The sequence below is a fragment of the Hungatella hathewayi WAL-18680 genome (assembly GCF_000235505.1).
Lineage (GTDB): Bacteria > Bacillota > Clostridia > Lachnospirales > Lachnospiraceae > Hungatella_A > Hungatella_A hathewayi_A.
Genome location: NZ_JH379027.1, coordinates 2,174,797 through 2,193,983 on the forward strand (window position 1 = coordinate 2,174,797; position 19,187 = coordinate 2,193,983).

Annotated in this window: 17 protein-coding genes; 16 read left to right on the forward strand and 1 reads right to left on the reverse strand. The window is 49.7% G+C overall.

Going from position 1 to position 19,187, the window contains the following annotated elements; all coding sequences use genetic code 11:
• Positions 1-35: 35 nt before the first annotated feature.
• The 9 genes from rapZ (at position 36) to lysS (ending at position 10,781) form a co-directional block, all read left to right on the forward strand.
• Positions 36-938 (forward strand): RNase adapter RapZ, encoded by a 903-nt coding sequence (gene rapZ / locus HMPREF9473_RS09700; protein WP_006779921.1) that lies wholly within the window; start codon positions 36-38, stop codon positions 936-938.
• A gap of 10 nt (positions 939-948) precedes the next feature.
• On the forward strand, positions 949-1,956 hold the full coding sequence (gene whiA, locus HMPREF9473_RS09705; protein WP_006779922.1) for a DNA-binding protein WhiA: 1,008 nt from the start codon (positions 949-951) through the stop codon (positions 1,954-1,956).
• Complete coding sequence (locus HMPREF9473_RS09710) at positions 1,946-2,200, forward strand: HPr family phosphocarrier protein (RefSeq protein ID WP_006779923.1); 255 nt, start codon at positions 1,946-1,948, stop codon at positions 2,198-2,200. The genes whiA and HMPREF9473_RS09710 overlap by 11 nt, the downstream gene beginning before the upstream one ends.
• A gap of 94 nt (positions 2,201-2,294) precedes the next feature.
• Positions 2,295-5,777 (forward strand): DNA polymerase III subunit alpha, encoded by a 3,483-nt coding sequence (locus tag HMPREF9473_RS09715; RefSeq protein WP_006779924.1) that lies wholly within the window; start codon positions 2,295-2,297, stop codon positions 5,775-5,777.
• Between the two features lie 71 nt (positions 5,778-5,848).
• Positions 5,849-6,823, forward strand: a complete 975-nt coding sequence (pfkA, locus tag HMPREF9473_RS09720; protein ID WP_006779925.1) for a 6-phosphofructokinase — start codon at positions 5,849-5,851, stop codon at positions 6,821-6,823.
• Positions 6,824-6,897: 74 nt separating this feature from the next.
• Positions 6,898-7,233, forward strand: a complete 336-nt coding sequence (locus tag HMPREF9473_RS09725) for a DUF6145 family protein (protein ID WP_006779926.1) — start codon at positions 6,898-6,900, stop codon at positions 7,231-7,233.
• A 3-nt stretch (positions 7,234-7,236) separates the two neighbouring features.
• Positions 7,237-8,196: a tRNA dihydrouridine synthase DusB gene (gene dusB, locus HMPREF9473_RS09730; RefSeq protein WP_006779927.1), complete on the forward strand. Its 960-nt coding sequence runs from the start codon at positions 7,237-7,239 to the stop codon at positions 8,194-8,196.
• A 119-nt stretch (positions 8,197-8,315) separates the two neighbouring features.
• Positions 8,316-8,798, forward strand: a complete 483-nt coding sequence (gene greA / locus HMPREF9473_RS09735) for a transcription elongation factor GreA (RefSeq protein WP_006779928.1) — start codon at positions 8,316-8,318, stop codon at positions 8,796-8,798.
• A gap of 39 nt (positions 8,799-8,837) precedes the next feature.
• A complete protein-coding gene (gene lysS / locus HMPREF9473_RS09740) occupies positions 8,838-10,781 on the forward strand; it encodes a lysine--tRNA ligase (RefSeq protein WP_006779929.1) in 1,944 nt (647 codons plus the stop codon).
• Between the two features lie 107 nt (positions 10,782-10,888).
• On the opposite strand, the gene HMPREF9473_RS09745 is transcribed toward lysS, so the two are convergent.
• Positions 10,889-11,770 (reverse strand): LysR family transcriptional regulator, encoded by an 882-nt coding sequence (locus HMPREF9473_RS09745; protein ID WP_006779930.1) that lies wholly within the window; start codon positions 11,768-11,770, stop codon positions 10,889-10,891.
• Between the two features lie 424 nt (positions 11,771-12,194).
• Between HMPREF9473_RS09745 and HMPREF9473_RS09755 the strand changes: the two genes are divergently transcribed.
• From HMPREF9473_RS09755 to HMPREF9473_RS28125, 7 genes are all read left to right on the forward strand, one after another.
• Positions 12,195-14,030, forward strand: coding sequence for a glucose PTS transporter subunit IIA (locus tag HMPREF9473_RS09755; RefSeq protein ID WP_006779931.1), 1,836 nt, complete (start codon positions 12,195-12,197; stop codon positions 14,028-14,030).
• A gap of 4 nt (positions 14,031-14,034) precedes the next feature.
• Entirely contained in the window at positions 14,035-15,471 is a 1,437-nt protein-coding gene (locus HMPREF9473_RS09760; RefSeq protein ID WP_006779932.1) for a glycoside hydrolase family 1 protein, read from the forward strand.
• A 54-nt stretch (positions 15,472-15,525) separates the two neighbouring features.
• Positions 15,526-16,416 carry a LysR family transcriptional regulator gene (locus HMPREF9473_RS09765; protein ID WP_006779933.1) on the forward strand — a complete coding sequence of 297 codons (891 nt, stop codon included), beginning with the start codon at positions 15,526-15,528 and terminating at the stop codon, positions 16,414-16,416.
• A 90-nt stretch (positions 16,417-16,506) separates the two neighbouring features.
• Entirely contained in the window at positions 16,507-16,857 is a 351-nt protein-coding gene (locus tag HMPREF9473_RS09770; protein WP_006779934.1) for a MerR family transcriptional regulator, read from the forward strand.
• Between the two features lie 26 nt (positions 16,858-16,883).
• Positions 16,884-17,597, forward strand: a complete 714-nt coding sequence (locus tag HMPREF9473_RS09775; protein ID WP_006779935.1) for a flavodoxin — start codon at positions 16,884-16,886, stop codon at positions 17,595-17,597.
• Between the two features lie 197 nt (positions 17,598-17,794).
• Entirely contained in the window at positions 17,795-18,328 is a 534-nt protein-coding gene (locus tag HMPREF9473_RS09780) for a flavodoxin family protein (protein WP_006779936.1), read from the forward strand.
• Between the two features lie 59 nt (positions 18,329-18,387).
• On the forward strand, positions 18,388-19,164 hold the full coding sequence (locus HMPREF9473_RS28125) for a flavodoxin (RefSeq protein WP_006779937.1): 777 nt from the start codon (positions 18,388-18,390) through the stop codon (positions 19,162-19,164).
• Positions 19,165-19,187 lie beyond the last annotated feature (23 nt).

Here is a 19,187-nt window from a genome sequence, read left to right on the forward strand (position 1 = left end):
CGGTACAAGACAGAAAAAACGGGAGGCAACAGAGTATGAGACTGGTCATAGTGACGGGAATGTCGGGAGCCGGCAAGACCATCGCGCTGAAAATGCTGGAGGATATGGGATTTTACTGTGTCGACAACCTTCCCATTCCGCTGATTGAAAAATTTGCAGAATTATCCCTCCGGGGCCAGAACAGCTTCAAGCAGGTGGCTCTGGGCATCGATATCCGAAGCGGGGAGGAATTATCCCAGCTGGACAGTATCCTTACCGAGTGGAATGCAGGCCAGCCGGGCGCCGGCGGCGGACGATACCCATACCAGATCCTGTTTCTGGACGCCAGCGACGCGGTGTTAATCAAGCGTTACAAGGAGACCAGGCGGAGCCATCCCCTGGCGGGTGTGGGCCGGATTGACCAGGGCATCGTGAAGGAGCGGGAGAAGCTGGAATTCTTAAAGCAGAGGGCCGATTTCATCATCGACACCAGCCAGCTGCTGACCAAGGAACTGCGCCAGGAACTGGAGAAAATCTTTGTGGAGAACCACTCCTACTACAATCTCTTTGTCACCGTGCTGTCCTTCGGTTTCAAATACGGAATCCCGGCGGACGCCGACCTGGTGTTCGACGTGCGTTTCCTGCCAAACCCCTATTACATCGAGGATTTGAGACCCAGGACCGGGGAGACGAAGGAGGTGCAGGACTTCGTCATGCAGGGGGACACGGGAACCAGATTCTTAGAGAAACTGGGAAGCCTGCTGGATTTCTTGATCCCCAACTACGTGCTGGAGGGCAAAAACCAGCTGGTCATCGCCATCGGCTGCACCGGCGGCAAGCACCGCTCCGTCACCATCGCAGGTGCGGTCTACGAGCATTTGAAGACCCAGCAGGAACTGGGCGTCAAGCTGGAGCACCGGGATATTGACAGGGACAACAAAATAAAAGCAAGAACCTGAGGTGGGATGAATGTCATTTTCTTCCAAAGTAAAGGAGGAGCTGTCGCGGCAGTTAAGCCCCGCGAGGCACTGCCAGATAGCGGAAATCGCCGCGATTATCAGCCTGTGCGGCAAGATACTCATCAATGAAGAGGACGAGTATTGTATTAAAATCCATACAGAAAATGTGGCAGTTGCAAGAAAGTACTTTACATTATTGAAAAAAACATTTAATATAAATAGTGATGTCTCCATACGGAGAAACGCATATCTGAAGAAAACCCGCACTTACTCCGTTATCATACAGGAGGACGGGCAGGCCAGAAATGTGTTGAAAGCCTGCAAACTGCTGGACGAATGTGGGGAGATTGGCGAGAATCTGAGTGTGGTGAAGAATCTGGTGATCCAGAATCCCTGCTGCCGGCGGGCATTTATCCGCGGAGCATTTCTGGCGGCCGGTTCCATCAGCGCGCCGGAGAAGTTCTACCATTTTGAGATTGTCTGCACCACGCAGGCGAAGGCAGAGCAGTTGAAGAACATTATTGCCACCTTTGATATGGATGCCAAGATAGTGATGCGAAAGAAGTATTATGTGGTATACATCAAAGAGGGCGACCAGATTGTAGACATTCTGAATGTGATGGAAGCGCCTGTGGCCCTGATGGAGTTTGAGAATATCCGGATTGTGAAGGATATGCGAAACAGTGTCAACCGTCAGGTAAACTGTGAGACGGCCAACATTAACAAAACGGTATCCGCTGCTGTAAAGCAGATAGAAGATATAACCTATATAAGGGACACTATCGGTTTTGATGGTCTTCCTGAGAATCTGCTGGAAGCTGCGAAGGCAAGGCTGGAGAAGCCGGAGGCAACGCTGAAGGAGCTGGGAGAGTTATTTGACCCGCCGGTGGGCAAATCAGGAGTGAATCATCGACTGAGAAAGCTGAGTATCCTGGCAGAAGAACACCGGGAGAAATGCGGGACGTCGGAGCGGCAAGAAACCGCTCACAGGAATGAGGAGGAGAATTATGGCAAGTAAGAGTGTAACCGTTGAACTGGAGACAGGTTTGGAAGCCAGACCGGTGGCAATGCTGGTACAGGTGGCAAGCCAGTTTGAGAGCAACATTTATTTAGAGTGTGGCGACAAGAGAGTCAATGCCAAGAGTATCATGGGCATGATGACCCTGGCCCTCTGCCCGGGTGAGCAGGTCAATCTGATTGCGGAAGGCGCAGATGAGATGGCTGCTGTCGAGAAAATAGAATCTTATTTACAGGGAAAATAATCTGTAATGCGAAAAGAGGGCTGCTGCGGCATCACTGGTTATCAGTGGCGCCGAAGGGCCCTCTTTTGTGTTTTAAGTTGGAGGACAAAAGAGCATGGCATTTACACATTTGCACGTTCATACGGAATACAGCCTGCTGGACGGTTCCAGCAAGATCAAAGAGCTGCCGGCCAGAGCCAAGGAGCTGGGGATGAACAGCCTTGCCATCACGGACCACGGCGTCATGTACGGTGTGATTGATTTCTACCGCGCCGCCAGGGAGGTGGGCATCAAACCCATCATCGGCTGTGAGGTCTACGTGGCGCCAAACTCCCGGTTTGACAGGGAGACGGTCAGCGGCGAGGACCGGTATTACCATCTGATTCTGCTGGCGGAGAACAACCAGGGATATCAGAATTTGATGAAAATCGTGTCCAAGGGATTTGTGGACGGCTTTTACTATAAACCAAGAGTGGACTATGAGGTGCTGCGGGAGTACCACGAGGGGATTATCTGTCTCTCCGCCTGTCTGGCGGGGGAGGTGCAGCGCTATCTGGCCAGAGGTCTCTATCAGGAGGGCAAAGAGGCGGCGCTGCGGTACGAGGAGATATTCGGGAAGGGGAACTTCTTCCTGGAGCTTCAGGACCACGGCATCCCGGAGCAGAAGACGGTGAACCAGGCGCTGCTGCGGCTGAGCCAGGAGTTACAGATCGATCTGGTGGCCACCAACGACGTCCACTATACCTTTGCGGAGGACGCTGTTCCCCACGACATCCTGCTGTGCATCCAGACCAACAAGAAGGTGACGGATGAGAACCGGATGCGCTACGAGGGAGGCCAGTTCTACTGCAAGTCCGAGGAGGAGATGAGGGCCCTGTTCCCCTACGCCTTAGAGGCATTGGAGAACACCCAGAAAATCGCGGACCGGTGCAACGTGGAGATCGAGTTTGGCGTCACCAAGCTGCCACGGTTTGACGTGCCGGAGGGGTACGATGCCTGGGGATATTTGAACAAGCTGTGCGATGACGGCATGGCAAAGCATTATCCCGACGATGACGGGACCCTGCGGGAGCGGCTGGAATATGAGTTGGATGTGATTCATACCATGGGTTATGTGGATTACTTCCTGATTGTGTGGGATTTCATTCATTTTGCCAAATCCCACGACATCATGGTTGGGCCGGGACGTGGCTCCGCGGCGGGAAGTATCGTCTCCTACTGTCTGGGCATCACCGACATTGACCCGATCCGCTATAACCTGCTGTTTGAGCGTTTCCTGAATCCGGAGCGTGTGTCCATGCCCGATATCGATATCGACTTCTGCTTCGAGAGACGTCAGGAAGTCATCGATTATGTGGTAGAAAAATACGGCAAGGACCAGGTGGTCCAGATTGTCACCTTCGGTACCCTGGCGGCCAAGGGTGTGGTCCGGGATGTGGGCCGGGCCCTGGATATGCCCTATGCCCGGTGCGACGCGATTGCGAAAATGATTCCCGGCGATTTGGGAATGACGCTAGAGAAGGCGCTGAAGGCCAGCCCGGATCTGCGGAATGCCTACAATGAAGATGAACAGGTGAAATACCTGATTGATATGTCCATGCGTCTGGAGGGTCTGCCACGGCACACCTCCATGCACGCGGCGGGGGTGGTGATCAGCCAGACCTCCGTGGACAACTACGTGCCGTTATCCAAGGCGGCTGACGGGACCATCACCACCCAGTTTACCATGACCACCTTGGAGGAACTGGGACTGCTTAAAATGGATTTCCTGGGACTGCGGACGCTGACGGTTATCCAGAATGCGGTGTGGCAGGTGAAGAAAACCCAAGGAATCGACCTGGATATGAATGCCATCGACTACAACGACAAGCAGGTGCTGGATTCCCTGGGAACCGGGAAGAACGACGGCGTGTTCCAGCTGGAGAGTTCGGGCATGAAGTCCTTTATGAAGGAGTTGAAACCGGAGAATCTGGAGGACATCATCGCCGGCATTTCCCTCTACCGTCCGGGCCCTATGGACTTTATTCCCCGGTATTTGAAGGGGAAGAACGAGAAGGGTTCCATCACCTATGAGTGCCCGCAGCTGGAGCCAATCTTAAGCCCCACCTACGGCTGTATCGTCTACCAGGAACAGGTGATGCAGATTGTGCGGGATTTGGCCGGGTACACGCTGGGGCGGAGCGATATGGTGCGGAGAGCCATGTCCAAGAAGAAGTCCTCCGTGATGGAGAAGGAGCGGCAGAACTTTGTCTATGGAAATGAGGAGGAGGGGGTCAAGGGCTGTATCAACAACGGCATTGACGAGAAGACCGCCAACCTGATTTTCGACGAGATGATTGATTTCGCCAAGTACGCGTTCAACAAGTCCCATGCGGCCTGCTACGCGGTGGTATCCTACCAGACGGCTTACTTAAAATATTACTATCCGAAGGAATTCATGGCGGCGATTATGACCTCCGTCATGGATAACATTTCCAAGGTGTCGGAGTATATTCTCACCTGCCGGCAGATGGGCATTGAGATATTGTCCCCGGATATCAACGAGGGGGAGAGCGGTTTCTCCGTGTCGGGAGATTCCATCCGCTACGGCTTATCCGCCATCAAGAGTGTGGGAAAATCGGTGGTGGAGGTGATTATCGCCGAGCGGGAGGCCAACGGTCCCTTTGTGACCTTAGAGGATTTTGTGGGGCGGCTCAGCAACAAGGAGGTCAACAAGCGGACCCTGGAAAACTTTATCAAGGCGGGAGCGCTTGACACACTGCCCGGCAACCGCAGACAGAAGCTGCTCATCGCGCCGGATATTCTGGACCAGAAGAACAAAGAGAAGAAGACCGGCATGGAAGGCCAGATGAGTCTGTTTGATTTCGCCGGCGAGGAAGACAAGGAGAGCTTCCAGATCAGCATGCCGAATGTGGAAGAATTTTCCAAGGAGGATTTGCTGGCGTTTGAGAAAGAAATTCTCGGCATTTACATCAGCGGCCACCCCATGGAAGCCTACGAGCAGAGCTGGCGGGCCAACATCACGGCCATGGCCACGGATTTCATTGTGGACGAGGAGACGGAGAGCGCCAAAGTGAGAGATGGCGCCCAGGTGATTATCGGAGGTATGATAACCGGCAAAACCGTAAAAACTACCAAGACAAACAAAATGATGGCGTTTGTGATGGTGGAGGATCTGGTGGGTTCCGTGGAGGTTTTAGTATTCCCCAGAGATTACGATAAATACAGGGAAATGCTGATTCCGGATGCCAAGGTGTTCATCCAGGGCCGGGCATCTATCGGCGACGACCCGGTGGGCAAGGTGATCTGCGAGCGGGTCATTCCCTTTGAAAAGCTGCCAAGACAGGTCTGGATCCAGTTTGCTGATAAGGAAGCCTACACCGCCCAGGAAGCCGGGATGATGGACTGTCTGAAAATGTCGGAGGGCTCCGACAGCGTCATCATCTATCTGGCGAAGGAGAAGGCGAAGAAGGTGCTGCCGGCTAACTGGAATGTATCCGGCGGACCGGAGCTGGTGGCCGCCCTTTCGGAAATAGTTGGTGAAAAAAATGTCAAGGTTGTGGAAAAAACTATTGAAAAGATAGGGAAAATGAATTAGAATAGGCATTGTATGAAAAAAAATACTTGAAAAAAGATAGGTTCTTACAATCATAGGAGGTAAGAAAGAAGATGGCTAAAACAGTAAAGACAATCGGTGTTTTGACAAGTGGTGGAGATGCCCCCGGCATGAACGCCGCAATTCGTGCGGTGGTCAGGACCGGTATCGCAAAGGGACTTTCCGTAAAAGGCATTATGAGAGGTTACGCCGGACTTTTACAGGAAGAGATTGTGGATATGCAGGGCACCAGTGTATCAGATATCATTCACCGCGGCGGGACCATCCTTTATACGGCCAGATGTACCGAATTTACCACACCTGAAGGGCAGAAGAAGGGCGCAGAGATTTGTAAGAAACATGGAATAGACGGACTGGTGGTAATCGGCGGTGACGGATCCTTTAGGGGAGCGGGCAAGCTGTCGGCCCTTGGGATTAACACCATCGGGCTTCCGGGAACCATCGATTTGGATATCGCCTGCACGGACTACACCATCGGTTTTGACACGGCGGTGAACACGGCGATGGAGGCCATCGACAAGGTGCGTGATACCTCCACCTCCCATGAGCGGTGCAGTATCATCGAGGTTATGGGAAGAAATGCCGGTTATCTGGCGTTGTGGTGCGGTATCGCCAACGGGGCCGAGGACATTCTCCTTCCGGAGCGCTACGACGGGGATGAGCAGCGGCTCATCGACCGGATTATCCAGAACCGGAAATATGGCAAGAAGCACAACATCATCATCAACGCGGAGGGCATCGGACATTCCACCTCCATGGCGAGACGGATTGAGGCGGCCACCGGTATTGAGACGAGAGCGACCATTCTGGGCCACATGCAGAGAGGCGGAACGCCTACCTGTAAGGATCGTGTGTACGCGTCCATCATGGGTTCCAAGGCAGTGGAGCTGTTAGCTTCCGGCCAGAGCAACCGTGTGGTGGCCTACAAGGGCGGCGAGTATGTGGACTTCGATATCCAGGAAGCGCTGGCGATGCACAAGGATATTCCGGAGGACCAGTACAACATCAGTAAGATATTGACAAGATAACGGTTAGAAGAAGAGAAGAGGCAAAGAGGGGCTGGGGACACAGCCCCTCTTTGGAGGTATTAAAGGAGCGGATTTTGGAAGAGAAGAAAGTGTTGTGCGGCGCCAACTCCTATGAACAGAAGTATTATTTTAATGAAGAATTCCGGGGACTTCCTGAGGGAATCCGCCAGGAGCTTCAGGTGATGTGTGTGCTCTACACCGAGGACGTGGGCGGGATACTGACCATGGAATTTGACGAGGACGGCAGCCTGGAATTTAAAGTGACGGCCCCGGAGGAGGACTATCTGTTCGACGAGATTGGAAGCGTGTTGAAGATTAAACAGTACCAGCTGGAGAAACGGGAACTGCTGGAAGCTCTGGAGCTGTACTATAAAGTATTTTTCCTGGGACAGGAATTAGAGGAAGAGTGATTCATGAAATTAACCATTGGAAATGTGGCGCTTGACAACAACCTGATCTTGGCGCCGATGGCAGGAGTGACCGACCTGCCATTTCGTTTGCTCTGCAAGGAGCAGGGATGCGGGCTGATGTGCACGGAGATGGTCAGCGCCAAGGCGATTTATTATAAGAATAAGAACACGGCCCCTCTTCTGGAGGTACGGGAGGAGGAGCGGCCCATCGCGGTGCAGCTGTTCGGCTCGGACCCGGTGATTATGAGTGAGATGGCGAAGCAGATTGAGGATGGACCCTACGACATCATTGACATCAACATGGGCTGTCCCGTTCCCAAGGTGGTGAACAACGGGGAGGGCTCGGCGCTGATGAAGAACCCGAAGCTGGTGGAGGAGATACTCACCGCCATGGTGAAGGCGCTGAAAAAGCCGGTGACGGTCAAGTTCCGCCGGGGCTTTGATGAGACCTGTGTCAATGCCGTGGAGATAGCCAAAATTGCCGAGAGCTGCGGCGTGGCGGCGGTGGCCGTCCATGGAAGGACCAGGGAACAGTACTATTCCGGGAAGGCGGACTGGGAGATTATCCGGCAGGTGAAGGAGGCGGTGAAGATTCCGGTGATTGGAAACGGAGACATTTTCACGCCACAGGATGCCAAACGGATGCTTGAGGAGACCGGCTGCGATGGCTTGATGATAGCCAGGGGAGCCAAGGGAAATCCGTGGATCTTCCGGGAAATCAACCATTACCTGGACACGGGAGAGCTGCTGCCGCGGCCGGGAAGAGAGGAAATCCGGGAAATGCTTCTGCGCCACGCCAGTCTTCAGGTGGAGTATAAGGGCGAGTATCTGGGGATTCGGGAGATGAGAAAACACGTGGCGTGGTACACGGCAGGACTGCCCCACTCGTCAGCCCTGCGAAACGAAGTGAACCAGGTCGAAAGTTATGAGGATTTTAAAGCGTTAATCATGCATAAGATATAGAGGAAATAGGGAACATAGTTTCTTGACATTATTGGGTTCTTAAGATATAATACCTTGAATGTGATAACAGTCAGGAACAGTAGAAAAAATATAGTAATGATAAAGGAAGGGATAGCACCATGGCAGAGAAGAAAAACATATTGACATATGCCGGTCTGAAACAGTACGAGGATGAGCTCCAGAATTTGAAGGTCGTAAAACGGAAAGAGGTTGCCCAGAAAATCAAAGAGGCGAGAGAGCAGGGCGATTTGTCCGAGAACGCGGAGTACGACGCGGCGAAAGACGAGCAGAGAGACATTGAGCTTCGTATCGAGGAGCTTGAGAAACTGCTTAAGAATGCTGAGGTTGTGGTTGAGGATGAGATTGACCTTGATAAGATTAATGTAGGCTGTAAAGTAAAGGTATACGAGATTGATTTCGACGAGGAGATGGAATTCAAAATCGTCGGCTCCACCGAGGCCAACAGCCTTCAGAATAAAATTTCCAACGAGTCCCCGGTAGGCCAGGCATTAATCGGCAAAAAGGTGGGGGATGTTGTTGACGTGGAGACCCAGGTTGGAGTGATTCAGTACAAAGTACTGGAAATCCAGAGAGTATCATAATCCGAAATAATCCGAAGAGAAACAAAGGAGAGAGAACCCGTGGCAGAGAACCAGAACCAGAATCAGAATTCCCAGGAGGATTTAAACCATTTACTGAAGGTACGCCGGGAGAAGCTGGCCGAATTGCAGGAAGCCGGCAGGGACCCATTTCAGATCACTAAGTTTGATGTGACCGTGCACAGCGCGGACATCAAGGAGAACTATGCAGAGTGGGAAGGCAAAGAGGTGTCCATCGCCGGACGTATGATGTCCAAGCGTGTGATGGGCAAGGCGTCCTTCTGCAATATCCAGGATTTAAAGGGCAACATCCAGTCCTATGTGGCGAGAGACAGCATTGGCGAGGAAGAGTACAAGGATTTCAAGAAGATGGATATCGGCGATATCGTGGGCTTAAAGGGTACCGCGTTTACCACCAAGACGGGAGAAATCTCCATCCATGCCACTTCCGTGACTCTGCTCTCCAAGAGCTTACAGATTCTGCCGGAGAAATACCACGGGCTGACCAACACCGACACCCGTTACCGTCAGAGATATACGGATTTGATTATGAACGAGGACGTGAAGAAGACATTTGTCATGCGTTCCCGCATTATCAGCTGTATCCGCCGTTATCTGGATGGCCAGGGCTTTTTGGAGGTGGAGACCCCCATGCTGGTGTCCAATGCCGGCGGCGCGGCGGCCAGACCGTTTGAGACCCATTACAATGCGCTGGACGAGGATGTGAAGCTGAGAATTTCCCTGGAGCTTTATCTGAAGCGTCTGATTGTAGGCGGCATGGAGAGAGTGTACGAGATTGGACGTGTGTTCCGTAATGAAGGTCTGGACACCAGACACAACCCGGAATTCACGCTGATGGAATTATACCAGGCTTATACCGATTACCACGGCATGATGGATTTGACGGAGAACATGTTCCGCCATGTGGCCCAGGAGGTCTGCGGCACCACCACGATTCCCTATGCCGATGTGGAGATTGATTTAGGCAAGCCGTTTGAGAGACTGACTATGATTGATGCCATCAAGAAGTATACCGGCATTGATTTTGAGGAGATCAAGACGACGGAAGAGGCGAAGAAGCTGGCCGATGAGAAGGGCGTTCACTACGAGGAGCGCCATGTCCGCGGCGATATCATTAACCTGTTCTTCGAGGAGTTTGTGGAGGAGCATCTGATTCAGCCGACGTTCATCATGGATCATCCGGTCGAGGTGTCGCCCCTTACCAAGAGGAAACCGGACAAGCCGGAGCTGGTGGAGCGGTTTGAGCTGTTTATCTATGCTCGTGAGATGTGCAACGCCTACTCCGAGCTGAATGACCCGATTGACCAGAGAGAGCGTTTCAAAGCCCAGGAGGCGGCGCTGGCGGCCGGCGATGAGGAAGCCAACACCACTGACGAGGATTTCTTAAATGCGCTGGAGGTAGGTATGCCTCCGACAGGCGGTATCGGCTACGGTATCGACAGGCTGGTGATGCTGTTCACCAACAGCCCTGCCATCCGCGACGTGCTGCTGTTCCCGACTATGAAGTCGTTGGGGGGAACCGGTGACGTCAAGAAAGTGGCTGCTATCGAAAATACGGAGAGCGCCCCGGTGAAGGTTTCTGAGCCAATTGACTTTTCCAAAGTGAAAATCGAGCCTCTGTTTGAGGAGATGGTAGACTTTGACACCTTTGCCAAATCCGACTACCGCGCCGTGAAGGTGAAGGACTGCGTGGCCGTACCGAAGAGCAAGAAGCTTCTGCAGTTCACGCTGGATGACGGAAGCGGCACGGACCGCACCATCTTAAGCGGAATCCACGAGTACTACGAGCCGGAGGAACTGATTGGAAAGACTTGTATCGCCATTGTGAATCTGCCGCCACGGAAGATGATGGGCATTGATTCCTGCGGAATGCTGATTTCAGCGGTTCATGAGGAAGACGGAAAAGAGGGATTAAACCTCCTGATGGTGGATGACCGGATTCCGGCGGGAGCGAAGCTGTATTAAGAGATTGAGAAAGATGTTCTTAATATAAGGCAATACCATACAAAATCAGAATAAAAATTAGAAAGACCGGTTTTTCTTGAATAGCCAAGAAAGACCGGTCTTTCGTTCTAGGCCATATCTTCTTTCAACTGTTCCAAAAACGCCTGGGCAGCTTTTGAAAATGGCTGGTATTTTTTCCAGACAATATAGACCCCGGCGTTTAGCCCTGGCTTAAAGGGACGAAAACACAATTTACTGTCAGAAGTGCCAGTAAACAAATCAAAATCAATACAGATAGAATATCCCATTCCGTCTGCAACCATAATCGTAGCATTATAGGGCAAATCTGTTGTGGCTATAATGTTCAGTTTCTCTGGCATTTCGCCAATCCATCTGGTTAAGAATCCATATTCCATAAACTGTCTTGGCATAATGAGTGGAAGACCCCGTAAATCCTCCGGGCAGATTGCATCTTTTTGTGCAAGAGGATCGTCTTTCCTCATAATGACTCCACAAGATTCCGCAGCAGGCTGATAGAGAAAATCATATTGATTCACATCCACCGGCTCAATCAGAAGTCCAAAATCAAGAAGCCCTGCTTCCAGCCGTTCCAATATTTCCATGCTGTTGCCGCTATAGATATGAAAACAGATGTCGGGATGTTTTTCTGTCAGATGTTTGGCGGCTGTAGAGAAATAATGGAATGAGTCGAATTCTCCGGAACCAATATATACCTCTCCGCTGACGGCCTCCTCTCTTTTTGCCAATTCAGATTCCGTCTTCTTGACTAATGTTAAAATCTCATCTGCGCGTTTTCGCAGTAAAATACCGTCTTCCGTGAGGGTAATATTCCGATTGCTGCGGATAAACAGCTGCTTGCCGACTTCAAGCTCCAGCTCTTTCATCTGTCTGGATAAGTTTGGCTGTGTCAAATGCAGAGTATTGGCTGCTCCCAGAATACTTCCTTCCCGTGCTACAGCCAAAAAGTAGCTCAATGTGCGTAATTCCATAATTTTATATGCTCCTTCCACGAAATATCCTGAAGCTATATTGTTATAGTGATTATAGTATCAAAAAAAGATATACTTATCAAGTATATCTGGGTATAAAATACAAGTATTTGATATATCAACGTTTTTCTATTACAATGATTTCAGAGGTGATGGATATGTCTTATTTACCGCTTAATAGAAGGGATCTGGCGCAGACACTAACCGATTCCTGTTATCCGCCTGAAAAGATACAGCAATTTCTGGAGGCATATGATAACGGACAAAGGAAGGAATTAATTTCAGTTTTGTCTGCACACCGGAGAGCTCTTCTAAATAAGATTCATGAGCGACAAGGGAACTTGGATTGCCTGGATTATCTGATTTATCAGTTAAAGCAGCAGTCTGAAACAGCAAACAAAGACAAATCATAGGAGAGGGTCATATGGTAAAGAAGAAAAATCTGAATTATGAGGAAGTGGCAAAAAATATTATCGCTAATATAGGCGGTAAAGAGAATATCAACAGCGTCCGTCATTGCATTACCCGTGTTCGTTTCCGGCTTAAGGATGAAAGCAAGGCCGACGATGAGATTGTAAAGAATCTGGAAGGGGTGCTTTCCGTTGTTCATGGAGGCGGAGAATATATGACGGTCATCGGCGATGCGGTGGAAGATGTGTATGATGCGGTCTGTGTGCAGCTGGGAATGCAGAATGGGGCAGGGAGCGAAACAAAAGCAGAGGAAGAAAAGAAAGTGAATCCGGCCATGCGTGTACTGAATATGATTGTCGGCGCTGTTCTTCCCTGCCTGAATATGATCTGTGCAGGCGGTATCATAAAAGGATTGCAGACAGTACTTCAAATGACTGGTATGATTCCGTCCGGCAGCGGGATGGATTTAATCATCAGCGCAATGGGAGATGCGATATTTTTCTTCCTTCCGGTTTTCCTGGGAATGAATCTGGCAAAGGCGTTAAAGGGGGACGGATTTTTGGGCGCCCTTATTGGCGCAATCCTCTGCTATCCCACGATTAACGGTGTGAACCTGGAATTGTTTGGACATACAATTAACGCCACATATACCAGTTCCTTTCTGCCGGTTATCGCAGTTACGGCCGTTGCGATTCCACTGGCAAGATGGTTAAACAAATACATCCCCAAAGTGGTTGCCAATTTCGTGACACCGGTAATTACCCTGGCGGTTGTTATTCCGTTTGGATTTACCCTGATTGGACCGGCCGTCAATATGGCGGGCAGTCTGGTGAACACGGGGATTACCGCCTTGCTGGATACAGTTCCGCTGCTTGCCGGTATTATATTTTCCGCATTGTACCAGGTTATGGTTTTATTTGGTATCCATACTGCGCTGACATCATTTTCTTTCATGAGTCTTCTGGAAGGAAATCCGGACGCAGTCATGGCAATGTCCTGCCTGGTCTGCTTTGCACAGACTGGTGTTGTATTGGGGATTTACTGCAAAACCAGGGATAGAAAGCTGAAATCCATTGCACTCCCGGCGTTTATTTCCGGTCTGTTCGGGATTACAGAACCAGCCATTTATGGAGTGACTCTTCCGCGCATTAAAATGTTTGTATTGTCCTGTGCCGGAGCGGGTATTACCGGGGCCATCATTATGCTGACAGGTACGAAAATGTATAGTTTCGGTCTTGGGGTATTTGCGGTCCTTGGAATGGTGAATCCGGAAGCTCCGAATTTTATCCCTCCGCTTCTGGCCGTTGTAGTTCCGTTTGTGGTCTCATTTATGCTTGCTTACGTTTTACATAAAGATGAGGCAGTTCCTGCTTCTGACTCTGCACAGATAACTCCAGGCAGCGAAACAGCAGCCCATGAGAAATTTATCATCGAGTCTCCCGTACCGGGAAAGGTTGTTCCAATCAGCCAGGTACCTGATGAAACATTCTCCAGCGGTATACTCGGCAAGGGATTTGCGGTTGAGCCTTCAGAAGGAAAAGTATATGCGCCGTTTGACGGTACCTGCGTGACCATATTTGAAACCTTACATGCCATGGGCCTGGAATCGAGCAATGGGGTCAGCCTGCTGATCCATGTGGGACTTGAAACGGTTGGACTGAATGGGAAACCATTTAAGGCCCATGTCGGTAATGGAGATAACATTAAAAAGGGACAGCTGCTGCTGGAGTTTGATATAGATGAGATTAAGGCTGCCGGCTGCCCGGTTATTACACCAGTATTAGTTGCCAATGAAAGCGAAGTTGGCAAAGTTGCGATAGAAAATGATAAAATTGTGATTGGAGGCTAACAATATGAAATTTCCCGAAAATTTTTTATGGGGCGGCGCAGTTGCTGCTCATCAGTGTGAAGGTGGCTGGAATGAAGATGAAAAGGGGATCGGTGTTCCTGATATTATCACCAATGGGAGTCATACGGTCCCGCGGAGAGTTGATTCCAGCCTGGATCCGGAACTGTTTTATCCTACCCATGAAGCCATAGATTTTTATCACCATTACGAAGAGGACATCGCTCTGTTTGCTGAAATGGGATTTAAGGTATTTCGTCTGTCCATCAACTGGACCCGGATTTTTCCTACCGGTGAGGAAGAAGAAGCGAATGAGAAAGGACTGGCTTATTATGATAAGGTGTTTGACTGCTGCAGGAAGCATCATATTGAGCCCTTGGTGACAATTTCCCATTATGAACTCCCGTATGCGTTGGTAGAGAAATACAACGGCTGGGCTGACCGCCGTCTGATCGATTTCTATATGAATTATTGTAAGGTCATCTTCGAGCGTTATAAGGATAAGGTGAAGTATTGGCTGACGTTCAATGAGATTAACTGTGGTACGCTGTTCACTGGAACAACGATTGCAATCAGCACCATTCAGGGATATACAGGTCCTTCCCTGGAAGCTCCCGTCACAATGCAGACACGTTATCAGGCGCTGCACCATCAGTTTGTGGCGTCGGCCCGTGCTGTGAACTATGCCCATGAAAACTACCCTCAATTTAAGATGGGAAACATGATTGCATTTTTACCGGACTATCCTTATACCTGTAATCCGGATGACGTGCTGGCAGTCCAAAGCCATATGAGGATGGTGAACTGGTTCTGCTCTGATGTTCAGGTACGAGGCAGCTATCCCAGCTATTCCAGACGTTTCTTCGCAGAAAATAATGTGGAGATTCAGATGGAGCCGGGGGATTTGGAAGAACTGAAGAAGGGGACGGTTGATTTTTACACATTCAGCTATTACATGACGTTCTGTGTTTCCACCGACCCTTCTGTAGAGTGCGCCGCCGGAAATCTGTTGGGAGGGGCGAAAAATCCCTATTTGAACGCTTCTGACTGGGGATGGCAGATTGACCCCAAAGGTTTGCGCTGGACGCTGAACGAGATTTATGACCGGTACCAGATTCCGTTAATGGTGGTCGAAAATGGTTTGGGAGCACATGACGTGAAGGCAGAGGATGGAAAGATACATGATGAGTACCGCATTGATTATCTGCGTCAGCACATCGGGCAGATGGGCGAAGCGATTGCCGATGGCGTTGACTTAATCGGGTATACCCCATGGGGCTGCATTGACCTTGTCTCCCTGTCCACCGGCGAGATGGCGAAACGATATGGTTTTATTTATGTCAATAAATTTGATGACGGAACCGGTGACTTAAGCAGGGAACGCAAAGACAGTTTTTACTGGTACCAGAAAGTGATTGCCACCAATGGGAGCGACTTGAGTTAATATTGATAGAGGCTTTGTATTCTGATATAATGACATGAAAAGGGGGGCGGGAACATGGAACTTCGGGTGTTGAATTATTTTCTGGCGGTAGCCAGAGAGGAGAATTTTACAAGGGCGGCACAGATGCTCCATGTTACTCAGCCCACCTTATCGCGTCAGATTGCGCAGCTGGAGGAAGAACTGGGGGTAGAGCTTTTTACCAGAAGTAATCATAATATCATCCTAACGGAATCTGGCATGATACTGAAACACCGGGCGCAGGAAATGCTGTCCATGGCAGAGAAAACACGTCAGGAGCTGCTGCAGAGAGACGAGGAGCTTACCGGAAAAATTAGTATTGGCAGCGGAGAGTTTCAGGCCACCAGATTACTGGCTCAGATTATTTCTTCTTTTTCGGAGAAGCATCCCCTGGTCCAGTATGAGATTTACAGTGGAAATGCGGAAAACGTCCATGACCATATTGAAAGAGGGCTTTTGGACATAGGATTGATGGCAGAACCGATTGACATCCGTAAATATGATTTTGTTTCCATGCCGGTAAAGGAACGCTGGGGAGCCTGGGTATGCGCGGATTCTGACCTGGCACAAAAGGAAGGGATTGAGCCGGAGGATCTGATAGGGAGACAGTTAATCATCGCCAAAGGGGAATTTATGAAAAGCAGTATTGGAAAATGGCTTGGTGATTTAAACACCCAGGTGAAAATTATTGCGACCGGTAATCTGCTATACAATGAAGCGATGCTTGCGGAGAATCGCCTGGGTATCGTGCTTGGAATTAAGCTGAACTGTACGTTTGAACATCTGCGCTTTATTCCTCTGTACCCTTCCCTTGAAAGCAGTACAGCCCTGGCCTGGAAAAAAGAGCAGGTCTTTTCCCCTGCCGCCAGCAGCTTTATAAAATTTTTGAAGCAATACGAAAAAGTAATATCTGATGATAAAATATAGGCATTAGACATTACAACATAAAAGGATTAAGATGAGGGTGTTCCTGAATGGAGCATCCTTATTTTCATGAGTAAAAAGGGAGGTGAAACTATGACAATCAATGAAGCAAGTGAACGGTACAATATTCCGATTGAAGTTTTAAAAGAATATGAAAGCTGGGGCTTGTGTGATGAAGTGAGAAGGGTGATGGGGGTATGGCAGTACGATGACCAGGATATACAAAGGCTTAGTATGATTATGACGCTCCATGATGTTGGCTTTGACAACAGCGAGGTTGAGTCTTATATGCGCCTTCTTCTGGAAGGGGATTCAACTGAAAAAGAACGGCTGGATATGTTAAACAAAAAACGGGGAGTGACTCTTGACGAACTCCATTTTAAACAGAAACAGTTAGACCGCGTGGACTATTTGCGGTACAAAATTCAAAAAGCACTTAAGTAAGGATCAAAGAGAAGGAGGACTCTGCAATGAAAAAAATACTATCGTTTATCTGTGCCTGTTCCATGGTGTTTGCTGTGACCGCCTGCGGCAGTCAGGGAAGTGTGCCTGATCCTGGCACGACGGCACCTACAACGGTGCCAGCTTTTTCACAGGAAACCGGCAAGGAGGTACAGCAAACGGAACCTCTGCAGAGCGTCAGCGGGGAGAACGCCTCCGTTATGGAGGAAACCGGCAAGGAAGAGGGGTCTGATATTTTGGTCGCATATTTTTCTGCAACGGGAACAACTAAGACCCTGGCAGGATATATCTCAGAAGTTACCGGGGGAGATTTATATGAAATCGTACCGGAAATCCTGTATTCATCGGAGGATTTGAATTATAGTGACAATAACAGCCGAAGCACCAAAGAACAGAATGATGAAGGCGCCCGCCCTGTAATCTCCGGCAGTGTGGAGGATATGGACCAGTACGAAACAATCTTTCTGGGCTATCCCATCTGGTGGGGAGAAGCGCCGCGTATCATCGATACCTTCATGGAATCTTACGATTTCAGCGGAAAGACGATTGTTCCATTCTGCACTTCCGGAGGCAGCGGGATTGGCTCCAGCGCACGAAATCTGCATGACCTTGCAGCTTCGGATGTAACCTGGCTGGATGGGGAACGGCTTAGCAGTGATATCTCACATGAGGAAATGGTGAGCTGGATTGATGGTCTCTCACTGGATGGGATAGTCCGATGAAGACGCGGCGCTTATAATGTCGGCGTTCGTCTTGTGAGAGGAGCAGTGCCAGAGGGACTGCAAAGCTGACACCGGACGCAATGATTAGCGAGGGACTGGCGGTTAGCTATTCAGGCGGCTCGTCTCTGTCATCGGATGTGAGTACATGGCTTGAAAATAATAAGGTGAAATGAAAGATGGAAGGAGGTAAAGGGAACATGAAGATTGCAGTTTTACAGGGAAGTCCCAATAAAAGCGGTTCTACCAGTATTTTGACAGAGCGCTTTACACAGGGCGCAACGGAGGCCGGACACGTTGTTGAGAGGATTGATCTAAGGGATAAGAAGGTAAAGGCCTGCACAGGCTGTGTCGTTTGTGGGTACAACGGCCCTTGCGTTCAGAAGGATGATAACGAGCAGATTAAGGAGGCGATCCTGAGTGCCGATATGATTGTTCTGGCCACACCTTTATATTACTTCGGAATGTCGGCGCAGTTAAAAACGGTGGTAGACCGATTCTGTGCTTACAACAGCAGTATTAACAGGAAGAACATGAAATCTGCTTTGCTCACGGTTGCGTGGAATGCGGATGACTGGACATTTGATGCATTGGAGGCCCACTACCGCACACTTGTAAAGTATCTCAATTTCCAGGACGCCGGAATGGTATTGGGCAAAGGCTGTGGAAGTCCTTCCATGACAAACATTACCGGCTACCCTGAGATGGCATACGAGTTGGGGAGAAATTGCTGAAATGTGACTGCAAAATGCATGACCTTTGGGAAAAATAAGATGAGAGGAGAAAGAAAATAATGAAAAGAGCATGGCTGCTACTGCTTACGCTTCTCATAAGCATGACAATGTCTGTGACTGCGTTTGCAGGTGTTTGGAAAACCGGAGAGGGAGCAAATCAAAACCGATGGTGGTATGATAACGAAGATGGTACCTATGTACAGAATGGCTGGCAGTGGCTGGATGGAAATCAGGACGGAATTGCGGAATGTTATTATTTTGACGGTAATGGATGGATGCTTTCCAGTACCACGACTCCGGATGGATACCGTGTTAATGAGAATGGCGCCTGGATTTCGGCAAGCGGTGTGGAAACCAGGGCTGTGCAAAATACGCCTGCAGAAAATGTGCTAATTGTGTATTTCACAAGGACAGGAACCACAGAGCAGGCAGCACAACAGATCCAACAGCTAACGGGCGGGAGGCTTGTGGAATTAGAGGCAGAAACCCGATATAGTGGTTCTTACGAAACAACCCTTGACCGTGCGAAACGGGAACTTAATTCTAATGCAAGACCGGCACTGATTACCCGGATAGAGCAGATGGAAACTTATGATACGATATTTGTGGGATATCCCATCTGGCATGGAGATGCGCCTATGGTGATCGATACATTTCTGGAGTCTTATGATTTTACAGGTAAGACAATTGTACCGTTCTGCACCAGCGGTGGAAGCGGGATTGGTACAAGTATGCAGACAATACGTGGCTTGTGTCCTGATTCCACAGTACTTCAGGGAAGCCGGATTGGAAATACCAGTGAGATTCAGACATGGCTTAATCAGCTTGGGTTTTAATAATCAAGCAAGAAAAGAGGAAA

Coding starts and splice junctions, on each gene's coding strand:
- rapZ (WP_006779921.1), top strand. CDS start 36: ATGAGACTGGTCATAGTGACGGGAATGTCGGGAGCCGGCAAGACCATC.
- whiA (WP_006779922.1), top strand. CDS start 949: ATGTCATTTTCTTCCAAAGTAAAGGAGGAGCTGTCGCGGCAGTTAAGC.
- HMPREF9473_RS09710 (WP_006779923.1), top strand. CDS start 1,946: ATGGCAAGTAAGAGTGTAACCGTTGAACTGGAGACAGGTTTGGAAGCC.
- HMPREF9473_RS09715 (WP_006779924.1), top strand. CDS start 2,295: ATGGCATTTACACATTTGCACGTTCATACGGAATACAGCCTGCTGGAC.
- pfkA (WP_006779925.1), top strand. CDS start 5,849: ATGGCTAAAACAGTAAAGACAATCGGTGTTTTGACAAGTGGTGGAGAT.
- dusB (WP_006779927.1), top strand. CDS start 7,237: ATGAAATTAACCATTGGAAATGTGGCGCTTGACAACAACCTGATCTTG.
- greA (WP_006779928.1), top strand. CDS start 8,316: ATGGCAGAGAAGAAAAACATATTGACATATGCCGGTCTGAAACAGTAC.
- HMPREF9473_RS09745 (WP_006779930.1), bottom strand. CDS start 11,770: ATGGAATTACGCACATTGAGCTACTTTTTGGCTGTAGCACGGGAAGGA.
- HMPREF9473_RS09755 (WP_006779931.1), top strand. CDS start 12,195: ATGGTAAAGAAGAAAAATCTGAATTATGAGGAAGTGGCAAAAAATATT.
- HMPREF9473_RS09760 (WP_006779932.1), top strand. CDS start 14,035: ATGAAATTTCCCGAAAATTTTTTATGGGGCGGCGCAGTTGCTGCTCAT.
- HMPREF9473_RS09765 (WP_006779933.1), top strand. CDS start 15,526: ATGGAACTTCGGGTGTTGAATTATTTTCTGGCGGTAGCCAGAGAGGAG.
- HMPREF9473_RS09770 (WP_006779934.1), top strand. CDS start 16,507: ATGACAATCAATGAAGCAAGTGAACGGTACAATATTCCGATTGAAGTT.
- HMPREF9473_RS09775 (WP_006779935.1), top strand. CDS start 16,884: ATGAAAAAAATACTATCGTTTATCTGTGCCTGTTCCATGGTGTTTGCT.
- HMPREF9473_RS09780 (WP_006779936.1), top strand. CDS start 17,795: ATGAAGATTGCAGTTTTACAGGGAAGTCCCAATAAAAGCGGTTCTACC.
- HMPREF9473_RS28125 (WP_006779937.1), top strand. CDS start 18,388: ATGAAAAGAGCATGGCTGCTACTGCTTACGCTTCTCATAAGCATGACA.